Source organism: Dickeya sp. ws52 (assembly GCF_007210685.1).
Classification (GTDB): domain Bacteria; phylum Pseudomonadota; class Gammaproteobacteria; order Enterobacterales; family Enterobacteriaceae; genus Dickeya; species Dickeya chrysanthemi.
This window is the reverse complement of the sequence record NZ_SZVX01000014.1, coordinates 25,313-41,394: the sequence shown is the minus strand read 5'-3', so window position 1 is coordinate 41,394 and position 16,082 is coordinate 25,313. Positions and strand designations below refer to the sequence as shown.

Genomic DNA, 16,082 nt, shown 5'->3' with positions numbered 1-16,082 from the left:
CAGCCTGAACAATGGTAATCTTGGCGCCCATCTGTGCGCCGTGGCGTAACCCGCGCAAATTTTCACGGCACTTTCTGCCTGAGGCGGACTCAAACAGCCGGCGTGATGATCGCGCCGGCCCAGGGTGAGTCGGCGCCGTTTTATGTTGAGGAGTCGAGAGTGACAAAAGTGCGTCCGTTGTTTCTGGTTTTCCCGCTGTTGCTGGCAGGGTGCAGCACCCTTTCCAGTTTTTCCTGGTCCAGTTTGTCGCCGTTCAACTGGTTCGGTCATCGGTTGACGGTGTCGGACGCGGGCGTCGGCGAGATTAATGCCGCAACACCGATGCTGGAGTCGGCGTTGGAGCAGGCGCTGGACGGCGATTATCGCCTGCGCGGCGGCATGGAAACCCGCAACGGCAAACTGGTCTCGATCTATGAAGCGCTGAAGGATGACGGCGTCCGGCTGGAAATCAGCGGCGCGCCGAAGGGCCAGGTAAAACAGGTGGCGGTGATGGACAAAGCAATCGCCAGCGAGTGGGGCGTAAAAATCGGCGATGAGTTCAGTTCGCTTTACAGTAAGGCGTTTGGCGTTTGCCAGCCGGGGCAAGGGTTAGCCGATGCCCGCAGCGTAGAATGCGTGGCGCCGCAAGGGAAACACGTCAGTTACCTGTTCTCCGGCGACTGGAACGGCCCGGAAGGATTGATGCCGCCCGATGACATTCTCAAGAGCTGGAAGGTCAGCAAGATCGTCTGGCACGCGCAGGGTCGGGAATAATTCATAAGAATCATTTTTAAATTCAGGAGCCTGGGTGAGGCTATCCCGGCTCCCGTTACCCTTTTGTTCTACTTGCGATGCCATGTTCATCAGATTTATTGTTTAATTTCGTTAAAGAATTTGGTGCTTTATTTGTGCTGAGTTACTGAAAAATTTCCTGATCATTCACTGCTTTTATGACTTATCGTCATCGTTTTATCCATTTTTCCCCTGCTGATTTTTCATTTCTTCTGAATATGATCCGGATCGTATCCGGTGCTGTATCTGTGCCCGCCTGACGTTAACATAGCAATATGCATACAAATTTGTGTGTGACAGGCAGCCGTTGGCGCTGTTGGCTGCGAATAGCATTTGTACAGGAAGTTTGGTGTGAACATCCGTAGGGGATTTGGGTCCACGCCGAAATGATCAATAAGGAGATTTAATGTCCCATATTCTGATGGCCGCGGTGGCAACGCCGGGGCATGTTTATCCTATGCTGACCATTGCCCGTCATCTGCTAACCAAAGGGCACCGGGTAACCCTGTTCAGCGGTGCGCTGTTTCGCGAGCAGGCGCAGGCCGCGGGTGTGGGTTTTATCGCCTTCGATGAAGCGATTGATTTTGACTACCGCTATCTGGAACGCCATTTTCCCAAACGCGCTACCCTGCCGCCCGGCAACGCGCAGATGGCGTTGGCATTGCGTGAATTCTTCTCTGCGCCTATCCCGTTAATCGACCGCCAGTTACGTCAGGTGCTGGCGCACACTCAGGCGGATGTAGTGATGGCGGAAAACTGCTTCTACGGCATTCTGCCGTTGTTGGCCAGTGAAGATCGCCCGCCGGTGATCGGCATCGGCGTGACGCCGCTGTCCTTCTCTTCCCGCGATTCGATCTTTTACGGGCCGCGTATTCCACCAGCGTTATTGCCGCCGGATTTGACCCGCGAGCAACTGATCGACAAGGAAACCCGCGAGCTGATCGCCGGCGTGAAAGAAGCGTTTGATACGGTGATGGTGCAGTCGGGGAAACCGCCGCTAACCGCACCTTTTGCCGACGCGCTGATCAGCGGCTGTGATCGTTTCCTGCAACTGTCTACCACCGAACTGGAATATCACCGTGATGATTTGCCGTCGTGTGTCCGCTTTGTGGGGCCGTTACCGCTGAAAGTGACCGAAGAAGAGGCGGAGCAAGCGTGGTGGCCAACTGAGGATACCCGGCCGTTGGTGATTGTGTCGCAGGGAACGCTGGCGAATGTGGACCTACAACAGTTGATTGGCCCGACGTTGCGCGCGCTGGCCGGCCTGCCCGTCCGGGTGCTGGCGACCACCGGCGGCCGGCCGGTAGAAGAGTTGGCCGCTTCGGCACCGGAAAACGCGCGGGTGTACCGTTTTGTTTCGCTGGAGCACTGGTTACCGCGGGCGGCGCTGCTGATCACCAACGGGGGATACGGTTCACTTAACGCGGCCTTGTCTCACGGTGTGCCGTTGATTGTGGCCGGTACGGGAGAAGACAAGCTGGAAACGGCGGCAAGGGTGGTGTTTGCCGGCTGTGGGCTGAATCTCGGCACCAGCACGCCGGGTGAGCAACAGATTGCCGATGCGGTGATGCGCATCCTCGAACAACCCGGCTATACCCAGCGGGCGCGTTGGGTCCAGGCGGATTGCGCGCGTCATGATGCGCTGGAGGCGATCGCAGAAGAGGTAGGGGCAATTAAGTAAGCGTTTTTACACTGCAATCTATACCCAAAATAATTCGAGTTGCAGGAAGGCGGCGACGCAGCGAATCTCCGGGAGCTTACTTAAGTAAGTGACCGGAGTGAGCGAGGAAAGCCAACGCACCTGCAACTTGAAGTATGACGGGTATATACTCGTCATACCTGCAAGGTGAAGTATGACGGGTATAGCGAATTATCGAGTCGGCATTGACGAATATTCAGGCGGATACTCGGGATTTACCGGCTGAATTGCGCATCAGTTTTTTACGGTCAACCAACGTATTAGTTTGAGGGTCATAATAACGGCTTGGCCATATTTCTTCCGGATTAACGCCTAATTCCGCGGCGATCAGTAATTCTCCTTTCGGCCAGGGCCGATATAAGGCGTTTGCCAATGTACTGGAACTTAATCCGGCTTCTCGCGAAACCGCTGAGAGTGATGTCCCTTTCTTCCTTAATGCAGCGATAATGTCGGCTGAGTGCCAGTCTGTTCTCCTTACGCGCATTTTCTATCCTCGGTAGCTGTGACTGATTGCTATTTTTTGTGACAGATACTTACTATTACATATTTATATAGGTAAAAAATACTCTTGAATTAAAAATTATTTTATAAATTTATCGTTATCCTGTGGTTTTCTATGATAAGTGAAAGGATTTGGGTTTTTTAATAACCGATCTGATTAATAGTTTTAGATGTTATTATTTTTTTATTTTTATTTCGTTTTGTGAAATTACAATATGAATTTAATTCCCTTGTTGATCTTTATATTTAATTGAGTGTTTTATATACAGGATGTTTTTGTAATGAATAATACGCAGGATTATCTTCGCTCGTTAATTCCCGTTCTGGATGGGCTCAATGAGCCGTGGGGAATCAAGGATCTGGCGTCTCGTCATGTGTATATGAACATGCCCGCATACAGTTACACCAATACGCCGGTGCGTTTTGATATTGAAGGCAAAGCCGATGAGGAGTTTCCGCTCGCTTGGGCGGAATTGTCCGGTGATTTTATTGAGCACGATCGTCGAACGGAGACCTGTGCCGAACGGGTTACCGTCATTGAAACCCATTACTGGTTTGGCAAAACAGAATTATCGCCGTATATCAGTGAAAAAATTCCGTTGTTTAATCCAGAAAAAGAGTGCGTGGGCATTTTATGGAATGCCCGGCCGATGACCACATTGTCGCCGCTGATTCATATTGACCGGCGTAAACCCACGGTGCTCAAAACTGAAGTAACGGTGGATATTTTTACCCGCGCCGAACTGGATACGCTTTTTCTTTTACTCCGGCGGTTTTCCAGCAAGGAAATTGCGAAGAAGTTCAATTTGTCCAGCCGGACAATCGAAAACAGAATACAAAGTATGTACCAAAAAGCCGGCGTACATTCGTTCAATCAGTTTGAAGAGTTTTGCTATCAACAAGGGCTGGATGGCTTTATACCTCACTCATTGCTGACAAAAGGCATTTTATTTATCTGACAGGGACACGTTGATGGAAAACCTTGAGGATTATCCGCTGAGCCGGGTGCCGACATCGGTTCGGTTGCCGTTTTTCACTGTTGCGTTGGTTCATATTGGTATGCTTACCGCGCTGGACCAGTTCATGCTGGGAGCGGTGCTGGGGCATTCAATGACGCTCGGCGATGCATTTCTGGCGATTACCATCGGCAGTGCGATTTTTGGCGTGGTGACGCTGGGGCTGGGTTATGCGGGCATGAAAGAAGGGCTATCCGGTAGTTTGCTGGCGCGCTGGTGTGGTTTTGGCCGGCTCGGCGCGGTATTTATCGGCGCCATTATCGCCGTCAGCCTGCTGGGGTGGTTCGGCGTACAAAACGCGGTGTTTGCCAAGTCACTGAATTTTGCGTTGGGCGATCGCCTGGGGTTCGGCTGGTCCGCGGCCCTTTCCGGTGGTGCGTTGACGCTTCTGGTCACCTTTGGCTTTAGCGCCTTGCGTTATACCGCCAGAATCGCGGTGCCGCTGTTTATCATGGTCGTAGGCTATATTTCGACCATGACGCTCGCCGGGCACAATATTACCGACTTACTGCAAATCGGGGGAACGGGCGAGGCGATTTCAGTGAGCGCCGGGGCGACTATGGTGGTCGGCGGTTGTATTGTGGCCAGCCTGATCACGCCCGATATGACGCGTTATTCCCGTCGCGGGCGGCATGTTTTTTGGGTCACGATGCTGTCGATCCTTATCGGCGAGTTCGTCGTCAATGGGCTGGCGATTTTGATTGCCAGAGCGCTGAATACGGCGGATATCGTCACCATCATGTCGCAAACGGCAGGGGGAATCGGGCTGGTGACCGTGATTTTTTCCACCTTGCGCATCAATGACATTAATCTGTACTCCTCGTCATTAGGTATCGCCAATGCCGTAGAAGGCGTCACCGGCAGAAAACTCAGCTACAAAGCCATCACGTTGTTGATCGGGCTTATCGGCACGTTTCTGTCGGTGATCGGCATTCTGGATCGGTTTGTGGATTTTCTGACCTTACTGGGCGTGTTTTTCCCGCCGATTATCGGGGTGATGCTGGTGGACTACTATATCTTGCGTACCAGCCGGGCGCAGTTGGATGAAAGTCGCCGACATGGCGAACTGCCGGATGCAGACAGCACGCCGGATGTCGGGTGGTCTGCGATATTGGCAAGTCTGGTGGGAAGTGCGGTCGGATTATTCACCGCGTGGGGGATCCCGGCATTAAATTCGCTGCTGGCGGCCAGTGTGCTGTACGGGCTAATCAAGGTGACACTTCCGGCCATGAAAGCGAATCGCGGCGAGTGATGTGCCGCCGGTAAGCTCAGGCGTTGCCAAAACAGTCGCCCGCGCTTTCCACCTTTATTGGTAAGGTTATCCTGTTATCGTCAACATCGTTTGATATCATGTGAATCCGATTGGGGGCGTGGTGGCCACGCCTCGCGTTTTTATTGATATCGCAGCATTAAGATAACAGCCCGGCATGGCATTGCCGGGGTGGAAAAAACTGCACCGAATGAGGAAGCAACAGATGACACAAATTCAAAGCGGTATTTTGCTGGAGCATCGCCGTTTTGCCATTTTCATGGAGGCTATGGTACAGGGTGAATTTGATGCCATCCGCCAGGGGTGCAAGAAGTTTTGCCAGGCGCTGAGCGAGTTGCAGCAACGTTTTCCCGATGCGGGGCTCGGTGCGGTGATTGCTTTTGGCTATGACGTTTGGTGCGAGCTGGATTGCGACCACAGCGCGCAGGAGCTCAAACCCTTCACACCGCTGGGTAACGGATTGGCGCCGGCAACGCAGCGCGACATGCTGATTCACATCCAGTCGCTGCGTCATGACGTCAACTTTTCGCTGGCGCAGGCGGTGTTGGCGTCGTTCGGCAATACCATCAACATCGAAGAGGAAACCCACGGCTTTCGTTGGGTGGAAGATCGCGATTTGAGCGGTTTTGTCGATGGCACTGAAAATCCGCAGGGCGATGCCCGACATGGTGTCGCCATCATCCCGGATGGCGAAGCGGGAGAAGGCGGCAGTTATGTGTTTGTTCAGCGCTGGGAGCACAATCTGCGCCAGTTGAATCGCATCAGTGTGGAACAGCAAGAGCAGATGATCGGCCGCACCAAGCAAGACAATGAAGAGCTGTCGTCTGAGTCGCGGCCGGTGACCTCGCATTTGAGTCGGGTTGATCTTAAAGAAGACGGCAAGGGCTTGAAAATCCTGCGTCAGAGCCTGCCTTACGGCACCGCCAGCGGTAAACACGGTTTGTATTTTGCGGCGTATTGCGCCCGTCTTTACAACATTGAACAGCAATTGCTGAGTATGTTCGGCGACCGTGACGGCAAACGCGACGATATGCTGCGCTTTACCCGCGCCGTCAGCGGTAGTTACTTCTTCGCGCCGTCCCTTGATCGTTTGCTATCGCTATAACAGAATCCGGTTTTGCTACAGACAGACAGGCACTGCACCGCGGTGCCTGTTTTTTTGGTGACGCCCGGCGTCGTGCGGAGAGAAGAATGTGACCTCGCTTGAACACTGCATCGGCAATACGCCGCTGATTAAATTACAACGTCTGGCTGCGCATACCGGCAGCGAAATCTGGCTGAAGCTGGAGGGCAATAACCCGGCCGGTTCGGTGAAGGATCGGGCGGCGTTGTCGATGATCCGGCAGGCGGAGCATCGGGGCGAGATTGCACCGGGCGATACGTTAATTGAAGCGACCAGCGGTAATACCGGTATTGCGCTGGCGATGGTCGCCGCCATGAAAGGATACCGTTTGAAGCTGCTGATGCCGGAAAATATGAGTCTGGAACGGCAAGCCTCAATGCGTGCCTACGGTGCGGAGCTGCTGCTGGTCAACCAACAACAAGGGATGGAGGGCGCGCGCGATCTGGCCCGGCAGATGGCGCAGGCAGGCGAGGGCAAGCTGCTCGACCAGTTCAACAACCCGGACAATCCGCTGGCGCACTTCACCACCACCGGCCCGGAAATCTGGCGACAAACGCAGGGCCGGCTCACCCATTTTGTCTCCTGCATGGGCACTACCGGCACCATCACCGGCGTGAGTCGCTACCTGAAAAGCCAGAGCGATACGGTTTGTACCGTTGGCCTGCAACCGCAAGACGGTAGCCAGATACCGGGGATCCGCCGCTGGTCGCCGAATTATCTGCCGGGGATCTTTCAGCCGCAACTGGTAGACCGGATTATGGATATGTCGCAGCAGGAGGCGGAAACGACCATGCAGCAACTGGCGCGGATGGAAGGGGTATTCTGCGGCGTCAGCTCCGGCGGTGCGGTGGCGGGGGCGTTGCGCATTGCCGCCGAACAGCCCGGCAGCCTGATCGTGGCCGTGGTGTGCGACCGCGGCGACCGCTATCTCTCTACCGGCGTGTTTGGCTGACGCGCTCACGGCAGCAAAATTTGTCATAACGGGAACAATCAACATTAACGCTGGGCATGAAGAAATCTCAAAAGCGATCATTGTACATAAAATTCAATTAATTAGAGGTGTTACCCTTTTCTTTCATACTCAGGTATATTTGAAGGAGATCGTTACCACTTAAGGGCGAAACCTGGCATCAGTTGATGTGTTACACATCAACTGATGCCAGGTTTTTTTTTGAATATGTATGATGAGAGCAGGAAATGAAAATCAATAACTTTCAACTGATGGCCAAACCCTCCGGTTCGGTGTGTAACATCGACTGTTCCTACTGTTTTTATCTTGAGAAAGAGCATCTGTATCCGGAAAGAAAGAAAAACTGGAGAATGGATAATCTGACGCTGGAAAATTACATCAAGAAAAATATTGCAGCACAACGTGCCGATGTCGTTGATTTCCTGTGGCAGGGTGGTGAACCCACGATGTTAGGAATTGATTTTTATCGAGAAGCCGTCCGGCTACAGGCCCTGTATCGGGGCAAAAAAACCATCAATAATTTCTTTCAGACTAATGGCATTAATCTTAATGAAGACTGGGCGATCTTTCTTAAAGAGCATAATTTCCTGGTGGGAATATCCATCGACGGCGATCGTATCAGCAATGACGCCCATCGTTTAACTCGTTCAGGAAAAAGCACCTTCGACAGCGTCATGAATGGCATTGATATTCTGAAACGTCATCAAGTCGAATTTAATACTTTGACGGTTGTGAATGCAGAAAACGTCAAGCGACCTTTAGATGTCTACCGGTTTTTAAAAAGGATCGGCAGTCGCTATATGCAATTCATCCCCTTAATTGAACGCCGCGCAGCCCGTCCGGATGAGAATGGCCTGACGCTGATTAAACCGGATTTCTCCGGTCAGTGTGCGGTGGAAGCCTGGTCCGTTCCGGCGCCTGCTTGGGGAAAATTCCTTAATGCGATATTTGATGAATGGGTGGTCAACGATCTCGGCCGGACCTTTGTGATGAATTTTGAGCAAACTCTGGCCAAAATGAATGGCGCACAAAGCGCCTGTATTATTAACGAAACCTGTGGCGGCAATTTAATTGTTGAATCCAATGGTGATGTCTATTCCTGCGACCATTTTGTCTACCCGGAAAATAAGCTTGGAAATATCAACGAGCACGAAATCACTGAAATGGTCAATTCGCCGCAAAATATCGAGTTTGGCGAACGCAAAGCCAGCCATATCAGCAAAGACTGCCTGACCTGCCCGGTGAAATCCATCTGTAATGGCGGTTGCCCTAAGCACCGATTTGAACTGTCGAGCGACGGGAAGCCAACCAAAAATTATCTCTGTGATGGTTTTGCGATTCACCTGCATCACGTAGTGCCCAGAATGCAGCATATCCTTGGACTGCTACAGCAGAGAACCACGCCAGCCCGCATCAAGCGCGAAATGAAAAATTTTGCCCGACGCCCGCATTAAATTTCCCTCCCCTCACTGCCTCGTCGCGGCGGGGCGGTGCCCGTACCGGTAAAAGCACGGCTTATTTTTTTGCCAATCGGTAGTTCATTTTAACCAGCATCACGTTCACCCCATCCACGACAAAGGGTTCCAACGCTACCCAGACTTTATCAATGTGATCCATCGGAAAGTTAACAACGGGTTTCACCTCGTCGGAAAACCAGAGGTCGGCAAACCAGAGTGTTGAATCGCCGTGGCGGATCTTATGGAAGCCTGGCAACTGCTTATCGTAGAATTTCTCCAGCGTTTCGGCAGGGGCGAGTGACAGGAACATGGCAAACGGCAGCGAAGTACCGTGGTCGTCGAAGGCGATACCGTTATAAAGATTGAAGACTAATTTCGATTCCGGATACTGTGTGAAGGGGATCACCCGTACGAGAGATGTCTGGCGATATTTCTCCGGCACACCCATTTTCTGCGCCAGCGACTGCGTCAACTGGTCAGTATTGTCGGCGAGGGCTACGCCAGCAAACAGCGACAGGAGCAGGGTAAATAGTGCGCGAAATAGTACGTGGCTAAGGTTCATTTTCTTTTTCCTGTAAAAACAGAAAAAGGAGGAGCATCGCTCGCTCCCCCTTTGCTTTTTGGCTTAATTTAGTGCTTTTCTTTCATGTAGTTTTCTTTGATGAAATCCTGGGTTTTATCCATCGCTTCACTCATTTTTTGCAGTCGTTCCGCTTTCCCTGGCGTGTCCGGCAGGAACCCGACATACTTGTCTTTCGGGCCATATTGACGCATCCAGTTCTGCGGGAAGTCGGCAGATTTCATGCCCTTACCATTATCGTCATAGCGCTGAACAATCCCTTCGGACAATTTGGCGTTATAAGGAATAATGTTCTGGCCTTTGTGATCGCCGAGTTTGGTAAACAGCTCCTGACGCAGATCCTGCTTAATTTTCACAATCGCCGGATCGTCGGAATTAATCAGGTTATGCATTTCCTGCGGATCTTCTTTCAGATCGTACAGTTCTTCGGTATCCCACACGCCATAGTAGTTGATGTACTTATAGCGTTCGCCACGGATTGCGAAGGTAGTCGGCGTGTACGGGAAGTTATATTCCCAGAAGTACTCGTAGACGAAAGTCTGACTTCTCGCCTCGGCAGGCTTTTTACCCGTCCCGAGAGAAAGGAAGCTGGAGCCGTCATACTCTTTCGGCTTCGGTAGCCCAGCCGCTTCAAGAATGGTCGGCGCGATATCAATGTTGGCGACCACATCGTTCACCACGCGACCGGCATCGAAGCCCGGACCACTGGCAATCAACGGCACACGGATCGACTCTTCGTATGCATTACGTTTATCGATCAGACCATGCTCGCCGAACATAAAGCCGTTGTCGCCCATCACCATGATGATGGTGTTTTTATCAAGGTTGTGGTCTTTCAGATACTGGCGCACGCGACCGACACTTTCATCGACGGACATCAGCGTTTCATAGTAGCTCTGCAACCATTCGTTGTAGTCGAGGTTTTCCATATACGGGAAATCGATGCCGTGCCAGCTATTACGCTGATCTTTCACCCAGCGTGGTTTCCCGGCATAGTTCTCCGCATTGTTCACCCAAGAGTCCGGCTTTTTGAACACTTTGCCTTTCAGCTTGCCGATGTGGCGCGGCGCAGGCAGGAAGTCGGCGTGCACACCTTTATGGCCTAAATAGAGCATAAAAGGCTTGGACTTATCGCGGTGATCCAGCCAGTCTACGGCATAGTCGGTCAACTCATCGGTAATATAGCCTTTTTGTTTCACGACCTTGCCGTCTACATTCAGCTCAGACGCGCCGCCAAACTCGTTGATCGGGTAGTAGTTGCCCTGAGAATTGGAACCGATAAAACCGACCCATTTATCAAATCCGGCAAACCCTGGTTTGGCCTCTTTTTCCACCCCGCCAAAGTGCCATTTACCAAAGAAGCCGGTCTGATATCCCGCCTGCTTAAGACGCTGAGGGAAGAAGTTCAGGCTGTATACGTTGTCGTTTTTATTGTTATCCACCATGCCGTGGTTGTGGGCATACATCCCTGTCAACACGCTGGCGCGACTTGGTCCGCAAAGTGAAGTCGTGACAAAGGCATTTTTAAAATAGGTGCCCTCTTTCGCCATGGCGTCCATGTTCGGCGTTACCGCATCGCTGTTTACAAATCCCATCGCGTCATAACGCTGGTCGTCAACGATGATATAGACGATATTGGGCTTTTCCTGAGCCGCATACGCTAGCGTTCCGACCGAAGTCGACGCCAGACAGGAAATACCGATCATTACAGATAATAAACTTCGTTTCATTTATTTCCCCTTGCTTCAGTCCTGAGTCGCCTCATGGATTTAGAAAAACTGAAATACCGAATTTCCATTGTTCATCTTTGTTTTCCGCAAATACGGCATTATCGAGTTCATTATAAAGCAGTCCAATTCCACACCCGTCTGATTAAAACGCTTCCAGATATAGGCGGATGGACTGCTGAACGGGTATAAACTTATCTGCAATTACCATAGTTTTTGTGGAACCCCAAGCCGCTACCCATTATCACTAGCGCATTGTTATTATCATCAATGACTACTACCTCATTATTATTTAAAGTTTCGGTAATATTCATTTATTCCAGCCATAAAAAATGGAAACAAAAAAAACCAGATAATTGTACATTTTCTTGCAATACGAAATGTACAATTATCTGGTTTTGCCTGTATATACAGTAGCAACCCGTTATTCATTTGGATAGTACTGTCTTTTTTCTGGATATAAAGAATGAAAATTAAAAAACGTGACCCGTATCCAAATTTATTTCTAGTGGTTGTCATTTAAGTTGTTGTTAGATCTGTGGTTAGAGGTATTTGTATTCGATACCCGTCATCCGGCTTTGCATGGATTATGTTTTGAACAGTGAAAGGTAAGGATTCCGTAAATGGTGCTGCGCAGATTGCCGCCAGCCCTGACAATAGAAGTGGTAACAATGTATGGGAATGAAAGTATGAAAATTTTACTGGTAGACGATGACGCTGAACTGGGGCACATGCTGTGTGAATACCTCACGGCGGAAGGGTTCAGCACTTCACAGGTAATGACCGGTAAGGAGGGAGTAGACGGCGCCATGTCCGATCAGTACACCGCGATGATTTTGGACATTATGTTGCCCGACATGAGCGGGATTGACGTTCTGCGACAGGTACGCCGCAACCGCTCGATTCCCATCATTATGTTGACGGCCAAGGGCGACAATATCGATCGCGTGATCGGGCTGGAAATGGGGGCGGATGATTATGTGCCGAAGCCCTGCTATCCACGTGAGTTGGTGGCGCGCCTGCGCGCGGTGCTGCGCCGTTATGAAGACAAGGCGGAAAAAAGCGAGGACGCGGGGACGATAAACTATGGCGAGCTTGTGATCAGCCCTTCCACCCGCAGCAGCGAGTGGCGCGGCAAGGCGTTTGACCTTACTGCGTCGGAGTTCAATCTGCTGGAGCTGTTGATACGCTCGTCCGAACGGGTGGTGACCAAGGATGAACTGTCGGAGAAATGCCTGGGACGCCGCCGTGAAGCGTATGACCGCAGCGTGGATGTGCACATCAGCAATATTCGTCAAAAACTGGCGGCGCTGGATGGATGTAGCCTGACCATCGAGACGGTGCGCAGCGTCGGATACCGGATCCGTTAATTATGCATGGACGGTTGTTCTGGAAGATTCTGCTCGGCTTGTGGCTGACATTCCTCGTTATTTCGCAACTATTGTGGGTAGGGTTCTCATTTTACGGCGAACACCCCGAGCCGCCGGAAGTGCGTCAGGGAAAACATACTATGTCGTTGCAAATGGCGCTGGCGGCGCAGGCGCTGCGTCAGGGGGGAATGGCTGAGCTGGGGCATACCCTGGGTGAGTGGCCGAAGAACGAACGTGTTTATATCAACGTTTCGATTATCGGCGACAACGACGATATGGCTGGGAATACCTCGCTACCGGGGATCGGGATGCCGGGTGGACCGCCTGAACGGCCAGAACCGCCGGGGATTGGGCCGGGTGGATTACCGGATCAACTGGAGCAGGCGCCGAAGCAGATAGTGGAAGGCCCCGATGGGCAGCGCTACCGGATTAGCTTCGATACCACTCGCTGGCGGCATGATGTCATCCCGAAGGAGCCCCCGGCGTCGCTGCCGTTTTTCCTGCATTTGCCACCGCCGATGATCTGGATCGGTGCATTGGGCGGCTTGCTGTTTAGCGGTATGCTGGCCTGGAATCTGGCGCGCCCCTTGAGCCGGTTGCGGGCCAGTTTCGAACGGGTTGCGCAGGGCGACCTGTCGGTACGGCTTTATCCGTCGATGCGTCGCCGCCATGATGAGATAGGCGACGTGGCGCGCGATTTTGACGCCATGGTTGGTCGTTTGTCGATATTGGTCAGCGCGCGCGAGCAACTGCTGCACGATGTTTCCCACGAATTGCGATCGCCGTTGGCCCGGCTGCAACTGGCGATAGGGCTGGCGCGGCAGAACCCAGACAACGTGGAAAACGCGTTGCAGCGCATCGAGCGTGAAGCGGAGCGGATGGATAAGATGATCGGCGAAGTGCTCACGTTGTCCCGGGCTGAAAACAACGCCGTCAACAACGAAGAGTATTTCGACTTGCTCGGGCTGGTGAGTGCGGTGGTTAACGATGCCCGTTACGAAGCGCAGGTGCCGGGGGTGGAGATCGCGCTGAGTACTGGCGATTACGACGATTACACCGTCAAAGGCTCAGCGGAGCTGATGCGACATGCGCTGGATAACATCGTTCGCAATGCGTTGCGTTTCTCTTCGCGTGGTCAGCAGGTGCTGGTTACGCTGTCTCGGGATGAAAAAGAGTGGTGCATCGGCGTGGCGGATAGCGGGCCGGGCGTGGAGGAAAGCAAGCTTTCCAGTATTTTCGACCCTTTCATGCGCATTGATTCGCCGCAGTCGGGCAAAGGCTATGGTCTGGGGCTGGCGATTGCTCGCAAGGCGGTAGTGGCGCATGGCGGCCGTATTGAAGCGGAAAACCGCGAGCAGGGCGGGTTGCAGATCGATATCTGCATTCCCCGTTGGCGGTAGCCTGGCTGACTGATTCCTGTAGCGGGTTGACGCCAAAACAGCCGCTACTCTGTGGCGATTTGGCGTCCTGTATCATTTGTCGGCGGTGATACTCGCCGCCTGATTAATGACCATGAAATAGGGGAGGACGGCCTTCGGCTTGTGCAGCCATACCTTCGATAAAATCCTTGGTACGATAAAGCGCGCTGTACTGTGCGCCGAGTTGGGCGAAGGCTGTGGCCTCACTGGTATCAATGGCCAGATGCGCCGATGCCAGCGTGGTTTGTATGCCGATTGGGCCGCATGTCGCGATTTTGTTGGCGATAGCTATGGCTCTGTCTAACGTTGCCTGAGGCGTCTCGGCGATCTCTTGCAATATTCCCATGCGATAGGCATCTTCCGCCCCCCAATGGTCCCCCGTCAGCATGAATCGCATGGCATTGCCCCAGCCGGCTTCGCGTACGAATCGAACGGTTGAGCCGCCTCCGGGGAAACGTCCGTGGGAGTTTTCATCCTGACCAAACCTCGTATTGGCTGCCGCAACCCGGATATCCGCTGACAAGAAAAGCTCGTGGGCCATATTCCATGTGTCGCCGTGCACGGCGGCGATGAGCGGTTTGGAACGCCGGGTCGGGCCATAATTAAGCGGACTGATGACGTGAGTCAGGCCCGCCAGAATATTTCCGTTGCTATTAACGGTTGCTTTATAGGCATCCACATCAATACCCCGAGAGAAATTGTCTCCGTGGCCGAATAAGATAGCCGCTCGCAGAGAAGGGTCATGATCGTAGTCGTATATGGCTCTTGCCAGTGCCTGAAATGTTTCAGGATCGATACGGTTTTGGACGGCAGGGCGATTGAGCCCCAATAACACCACTTGCCCCCGGCGTTCGATCGATAATTTTGTGTTTAGCCCTGGCGGAACGTCAACGAGGGTTGTGGGTTGCATCGCTGTTTCTGTCGTGGGGGAGGGGGTCTGTTCCGCACCAAGTGCTGCGGATGTCGCCATCGCCATTGTCGGTACGGCGGCGGCGAGGGTAGCGGTTGCCTTAATCAATGTACGGCGCGTTAAATCAAGTTTTTCTTCCACTTATGGCGCTCCAGTTGGGATTGCTTGCTGTGTTTGGTCAACATCACACTGAAAAAACCACCGAATGCCCGGATTCAGCCTATCCACTCAATGACATGCTGCGGTGACCCGGTGAACAGCATCAGGCGGTCGATATGCCGTATGACGCTTATAGATAAACTCGAATATTAAAAAGCCCTGGTGTATGGCAAACAATCACCAGGCAGTCCTGAGACTGTTGCTGGTGGGGGAATGACGTTGGTCGTCTTGTGCGACAGCAAGTGTGAACGCCTTTGTCTGGGATGTTGCCGTGATCATGGTGAAACAGGATCACTTTATGACGTCAACCTGCCGAAGCATCAGTACGCATGGTTAATCTTATAATAAGAGTGACTGGCCGCGCAAGCACCTGCCCGAATACCGGATCTGCGGTGATCACTCCAGGGATGGCCTGAGATCGCCGGCTACCGCGGGCCAAATAAGGTTTTGCTGTTGATAGGGGGGATTTCTATAATTAATGGTTTATGCAAGGTGCCGGATTGGGGGTAGGCTTATGCGATCGAAAAATTTTGATGGGATGGTGTGCTCAATTGCCGGCGTTATGGCTGCAATTGGCGATCGTTGGGGGCTGTTGATCCTGCGTGATCTTATCTTCGGCATCAGCCGATATGACGAGCTACGTCAATCATCCGGCGTCACCAATGCGACACTGAGCAACCGACTCAAGCACCTCGAGGCCAATGGTCTGATTGAGCGGCGGCGCTATCAAGTCAATCCTGAACGCTTTGAATACCTGTTAACTCCGCATGGTCGGCAACTCGCACCGATCATGGTGATGCTCTCTCAGATTGGCGATCGCTTAGGTCTATCCGGCGCTTCAGCGCCGCCGTTAAAATTTGTGAATCGAAAAACCGGTGCGGATGTGCGGTGGAGCTTCATCGATGAGAACACCGGTGAGCTGCTAAGCGGTGAGGATATCGCTTTTGAAGAAGGGCCTGGTGCGGATGATTTGGTGCGCTGGCGACTTTCTCACACCACTCGCCGATATGAGGGCGATGCGACGACGCTTTTGGAGGACGACTCAGTCTCCGAGCCTAAGAGCCTATCTCATTAGGGTTTCCCGAGGCCAAACTGGCTGCGCCAATAACGC

Annotated in this window: 15 protein-coding genes; 10 read left to right on the top strand and 5 right to left on the bottom strand. The window is 52.5% G+C overall.

The features are described 5' to 3' along the window. The first annotated feature begins 159 nt into the window (after positions 1–159). Positions 160–753: an RpoE-regulated lipoprotein gene (locus FDP13_RS14400; protein WP_033577694.1), complete on the top strand. Its 594-nt coding sequence runs from the start codon at positions 160–162 to the stop codon at positions 751–753. Positions 754–1,177: 424 nt separating this feature from the next. Further along, a complete protein-coding gene (locus tag FDP13_RS14395; RefSeq protein WP_199886337.1) occupies positions 1,178–2,452 on the top strand; it encodes a glycosyltransferase in 1,275 nt (424 codons plus the stop codon). A gap of 214 nt (positions 2,453–2,666) precedes the next feature. Here the strand turns inward: FDP13_RS14395 and FDP13_RS14385 are convergent, their stop codons facing one another. Then, positions 2,667–2,954 carry a helix-turn-helix domain-containing protein gene (locus FDP13_RS14385; RefSeq protein WP_143839733.1) on the bottom strand — a complete coding sequence of 96 codons (288 nt, stop codon included), beginning with the start codon at positions 2,952–2,954 and terminating at the stop codon, positions 2,667–2,669. A 298-nt stretch (positions 2,955–3,252) separates the two neighbouring features. Between FDP13_RS14385 and FDP13_RS14380 the strand changes: the two genes are divergently transcribed. The 5 genes from FDP13_RS14380 to FDP13_RS14360 all read left to right on the top strand — a co-directional run bounded on the left by FDP13_RS14380 (position 3,253) and on the right by FDP13_RS14360 (position 8,804). Then, positions 3,253–3,930 (top strand): LuxR C-terminal-related transcriptional regulator, encoded by a 678-nt coding sequence (locus FDP13_RS14380; protein ID WP_027712991.1) that lies wholly within the window; start codon positions 3,253–3,255, stop codon positions 3,928–3,930. Between the two features lie 13 nt (positions 3,931–3,943). Next, on the top strand, positions 3,944–5,239 hold the full coding sequence (locus FDP13_RS14375; RefSeq protein WP_143839732.1) for a cytosine permease: 1,296 nt from the start codon (positions 3,944–3,946) through the stop codon (positions 5,237–5,239). 223 nt (positions 5,240–5,462) lie between these two features. Continuing rightward, a complete protein-coding gene (locus FDP13_RS14370; protein ID WP_012770946.1) occupies positions 5,463–6,362 on the top strand; it encodes a Dyp-type peroxidase in 900 nt (299 codons plus the stop codon). A gap of 88 nt (positions 6,363–6,450) precedes the next feature. Continuing rightward, a complete protein-coding gene (cysM, locus tag FDP13_RS14365) occupies positions 6,451–7,332 on the top strand; it encodes a cysteine synthase CysM (protein ID WP_033577689.1) in 882 nt (293 codons plus the stop codon). A gap of 245 nt (positions 7,333–7,577) precedes the next feature. Further along, a complete protein-coding gene (locus tag FDP13_RS14360) occupies positions 7,578–8,804 on the top strand; it encodes an anaerobic sulfatase maturase (RefSeq protein WP_027712988.1) in 1,227 nt (408 codons plus the stop codon). Between the two features lie 61 nt (positions 8,805–8,865). On the opposite strand, the gene FDP13_RS14355 is transcribed toward FDP13_RS14360, so the two are convergent. The 3 genes from FDP13_RS14355 to FDP13_RS14345 form a co-directional block, all read right to left on the bottom strand. Then, positions 8,866–9,369, bottom strand: coding sequence for a hypothetical protein (locus FDP13_RS14355; protein ID WP_143839731.1), 504 nt, complete (start codon positions 9,367–9,369; stop codon positions 8,866–8,868). A 68-nt stretch (positions 9,370–9,437) separates the two neighbouring features. Continuing rightward, complete coding sequence (locus tag FDP13_RS14350) at positions 9,438–11,117, bottom strand: sulfatase (protein ID WP_143839730.1); 1,680 nt, start codon at positions 11,115–11,117, stop codon at positions 9,438–9,440. Positions 11,118–11,308: 191 nt separating this feature from the next. Continuing rightward, on the bottom strand, positions 11,309–11,428 hold the full coding sequence (locus tag FDP13_RS14345) for a CAT RNA binding domain-containing protein (RefSeq protein ID WP_143839729.1): 120 nt from the start codon (positions 11,426–11,428) through the stop codon (positions 11,309–11,311). Positions 11,429–11,803: 375 nt separating this feature from the next. On the opposite strand from FDP13_RS14345, the gene FDP13_RS14340 reads away from it, so the two are divergent. Further along, complete coding sequence (locus FDP13_RS14340; RefSeq protein ID WP_033575904.1) at positions 11,804–12,484, top strand: response regulator transcription factor; 681 nt, start codon at positions 11,804–11,806, stop codon at positions 12,482–12,484. Between the two features lie 2 nt (positions 12,485–12,486). Next, a complete protein-coding gene (locus tag FDP13_RS14335) occupies positions 12,487–13,884 on the top strand; it encodes an ATP-binding protein (RefSeq protein WP_143839728.1) in 1,398 nt (465 codons plus the stop codon). A gap of 103 nt (positions 13,885–13,987) precedes the next feature. Here the strand turns inward: FDP13_RS14335 and FDP13_RS14330 are convergent, their stop codons facing one another. Then, on the bottom strand, positions 13,988–14,953 hold the full coding sequence (locus tag FDP13_RS14330) for an enoyl-CoA hydratase-related protein (RefSeq protein WP_143839727.1): 966 nt from the start codon (positions 14,951–14,953) through the stop codon (positions 13,988–13,990). A 532-nt stretch (positions 14,954–15,485) separates the two neighbouring features. Between FDP13_RS14330 and FDP13_RS14325 the strand changes: the two genes are divergently transcribed. After that, complete coding sequence (locus FDP13_RS14325; RefSeq protein WP_012770941.1) at positions 15,486–16,046, top strand: helix-turn-helix domain-containing protein; 561 nt, start codon at positions 15,486–15,488, stop codon at positions 16,044–16,046. The last annotated feature ends 36 nt before the right edge of the window (positions 16,047–16,082 follow it).

Bases quoted from the DNA above. Each gene is read 5' to 3' on its own strand.
- FDP13_RS14385 (WP_143839733.1), bottom strand. From the start codon at position 2,954: ATGCGCGTAAGGAGAACAGACTGGCACTCAGCCGACATTATCGCTGCA.
- FDP13_RS14395 (WP_199886337.1), top strand. From the start codon at position 1,178: ATGTCCCATATTCTGATGGCCGCGGTGGCAACGCCGGGGCATGTTTAT.
- FDP13_RS14375 (WP_143839732.1), top strand. From the start codon at position 3,944: ATGGAAAACCTTGAGGATTATCCGCTGAGCCGGGTGCCGACATCGGTT.
- FDP13_RS14340 (WP_033575904.1), top strand. From the start codon at position 11,804: ATGAAAATTTTACTGGTAGACGATGACGCTGAACTGGGGCACATGCTG.
- FDP13_RS14350 (WP_143839730.1), bottom strand. From the start codon at position 11,117: ATGAAACGAAGTTTATTATCTGTAATGATCGGTATTTCCTGTCTGGCG.
- FDP13_RS14355 (WP_143839731.1), bottom strand. From the start codon at position 9,369: ATGAACCTTAGCCACGTACTATTTCGCGCACTATTTACCCTGCTCCTG.
- FDP13_RS14345 (WP_143839729.1), bottom strand. From the start codon at position 11,428: ATGAATATTACCGAAACTTTAAATAATAATGAGGTAGTAGTCATTGAT.
- FDP13_RS14325 (WP_012770941.1), top strand. From the start codon at position 15,486: ATGCGATCGAAAAATTTTGATGGGATGGTGTGCTCAATTGCCGGCGTT.
- FDP13_RS14360 (WP_027712988.1), top strand. From the start codon at position 7,578: ATGAAAATCAATAACTTTCAACTGATGGCCAAACCCTCCGGTTCGGTG.
- FDP13_RS14335 (WP_143839728.1), top strand. From the start codon at position 12,487: ATGCATGGACGGTTGTTCTGGAAGATTCTGCTCGGCTTGTGGCTGACA.
- FDP13_RS14370 (WP_012770946.1), top strand. From the start codon at position 5,463: ATGACACAAATTCAAAGCGGTATTTTGCTGGAGCATCGCCGTTTTGCC.
- FDP13_RS14380 (WP_027712991.1), top strand. From the start codon at position 3,253: ATGAATAATACGCAGGATTATCTTCGCTCGTTAATTCCCGTTCTGGAT.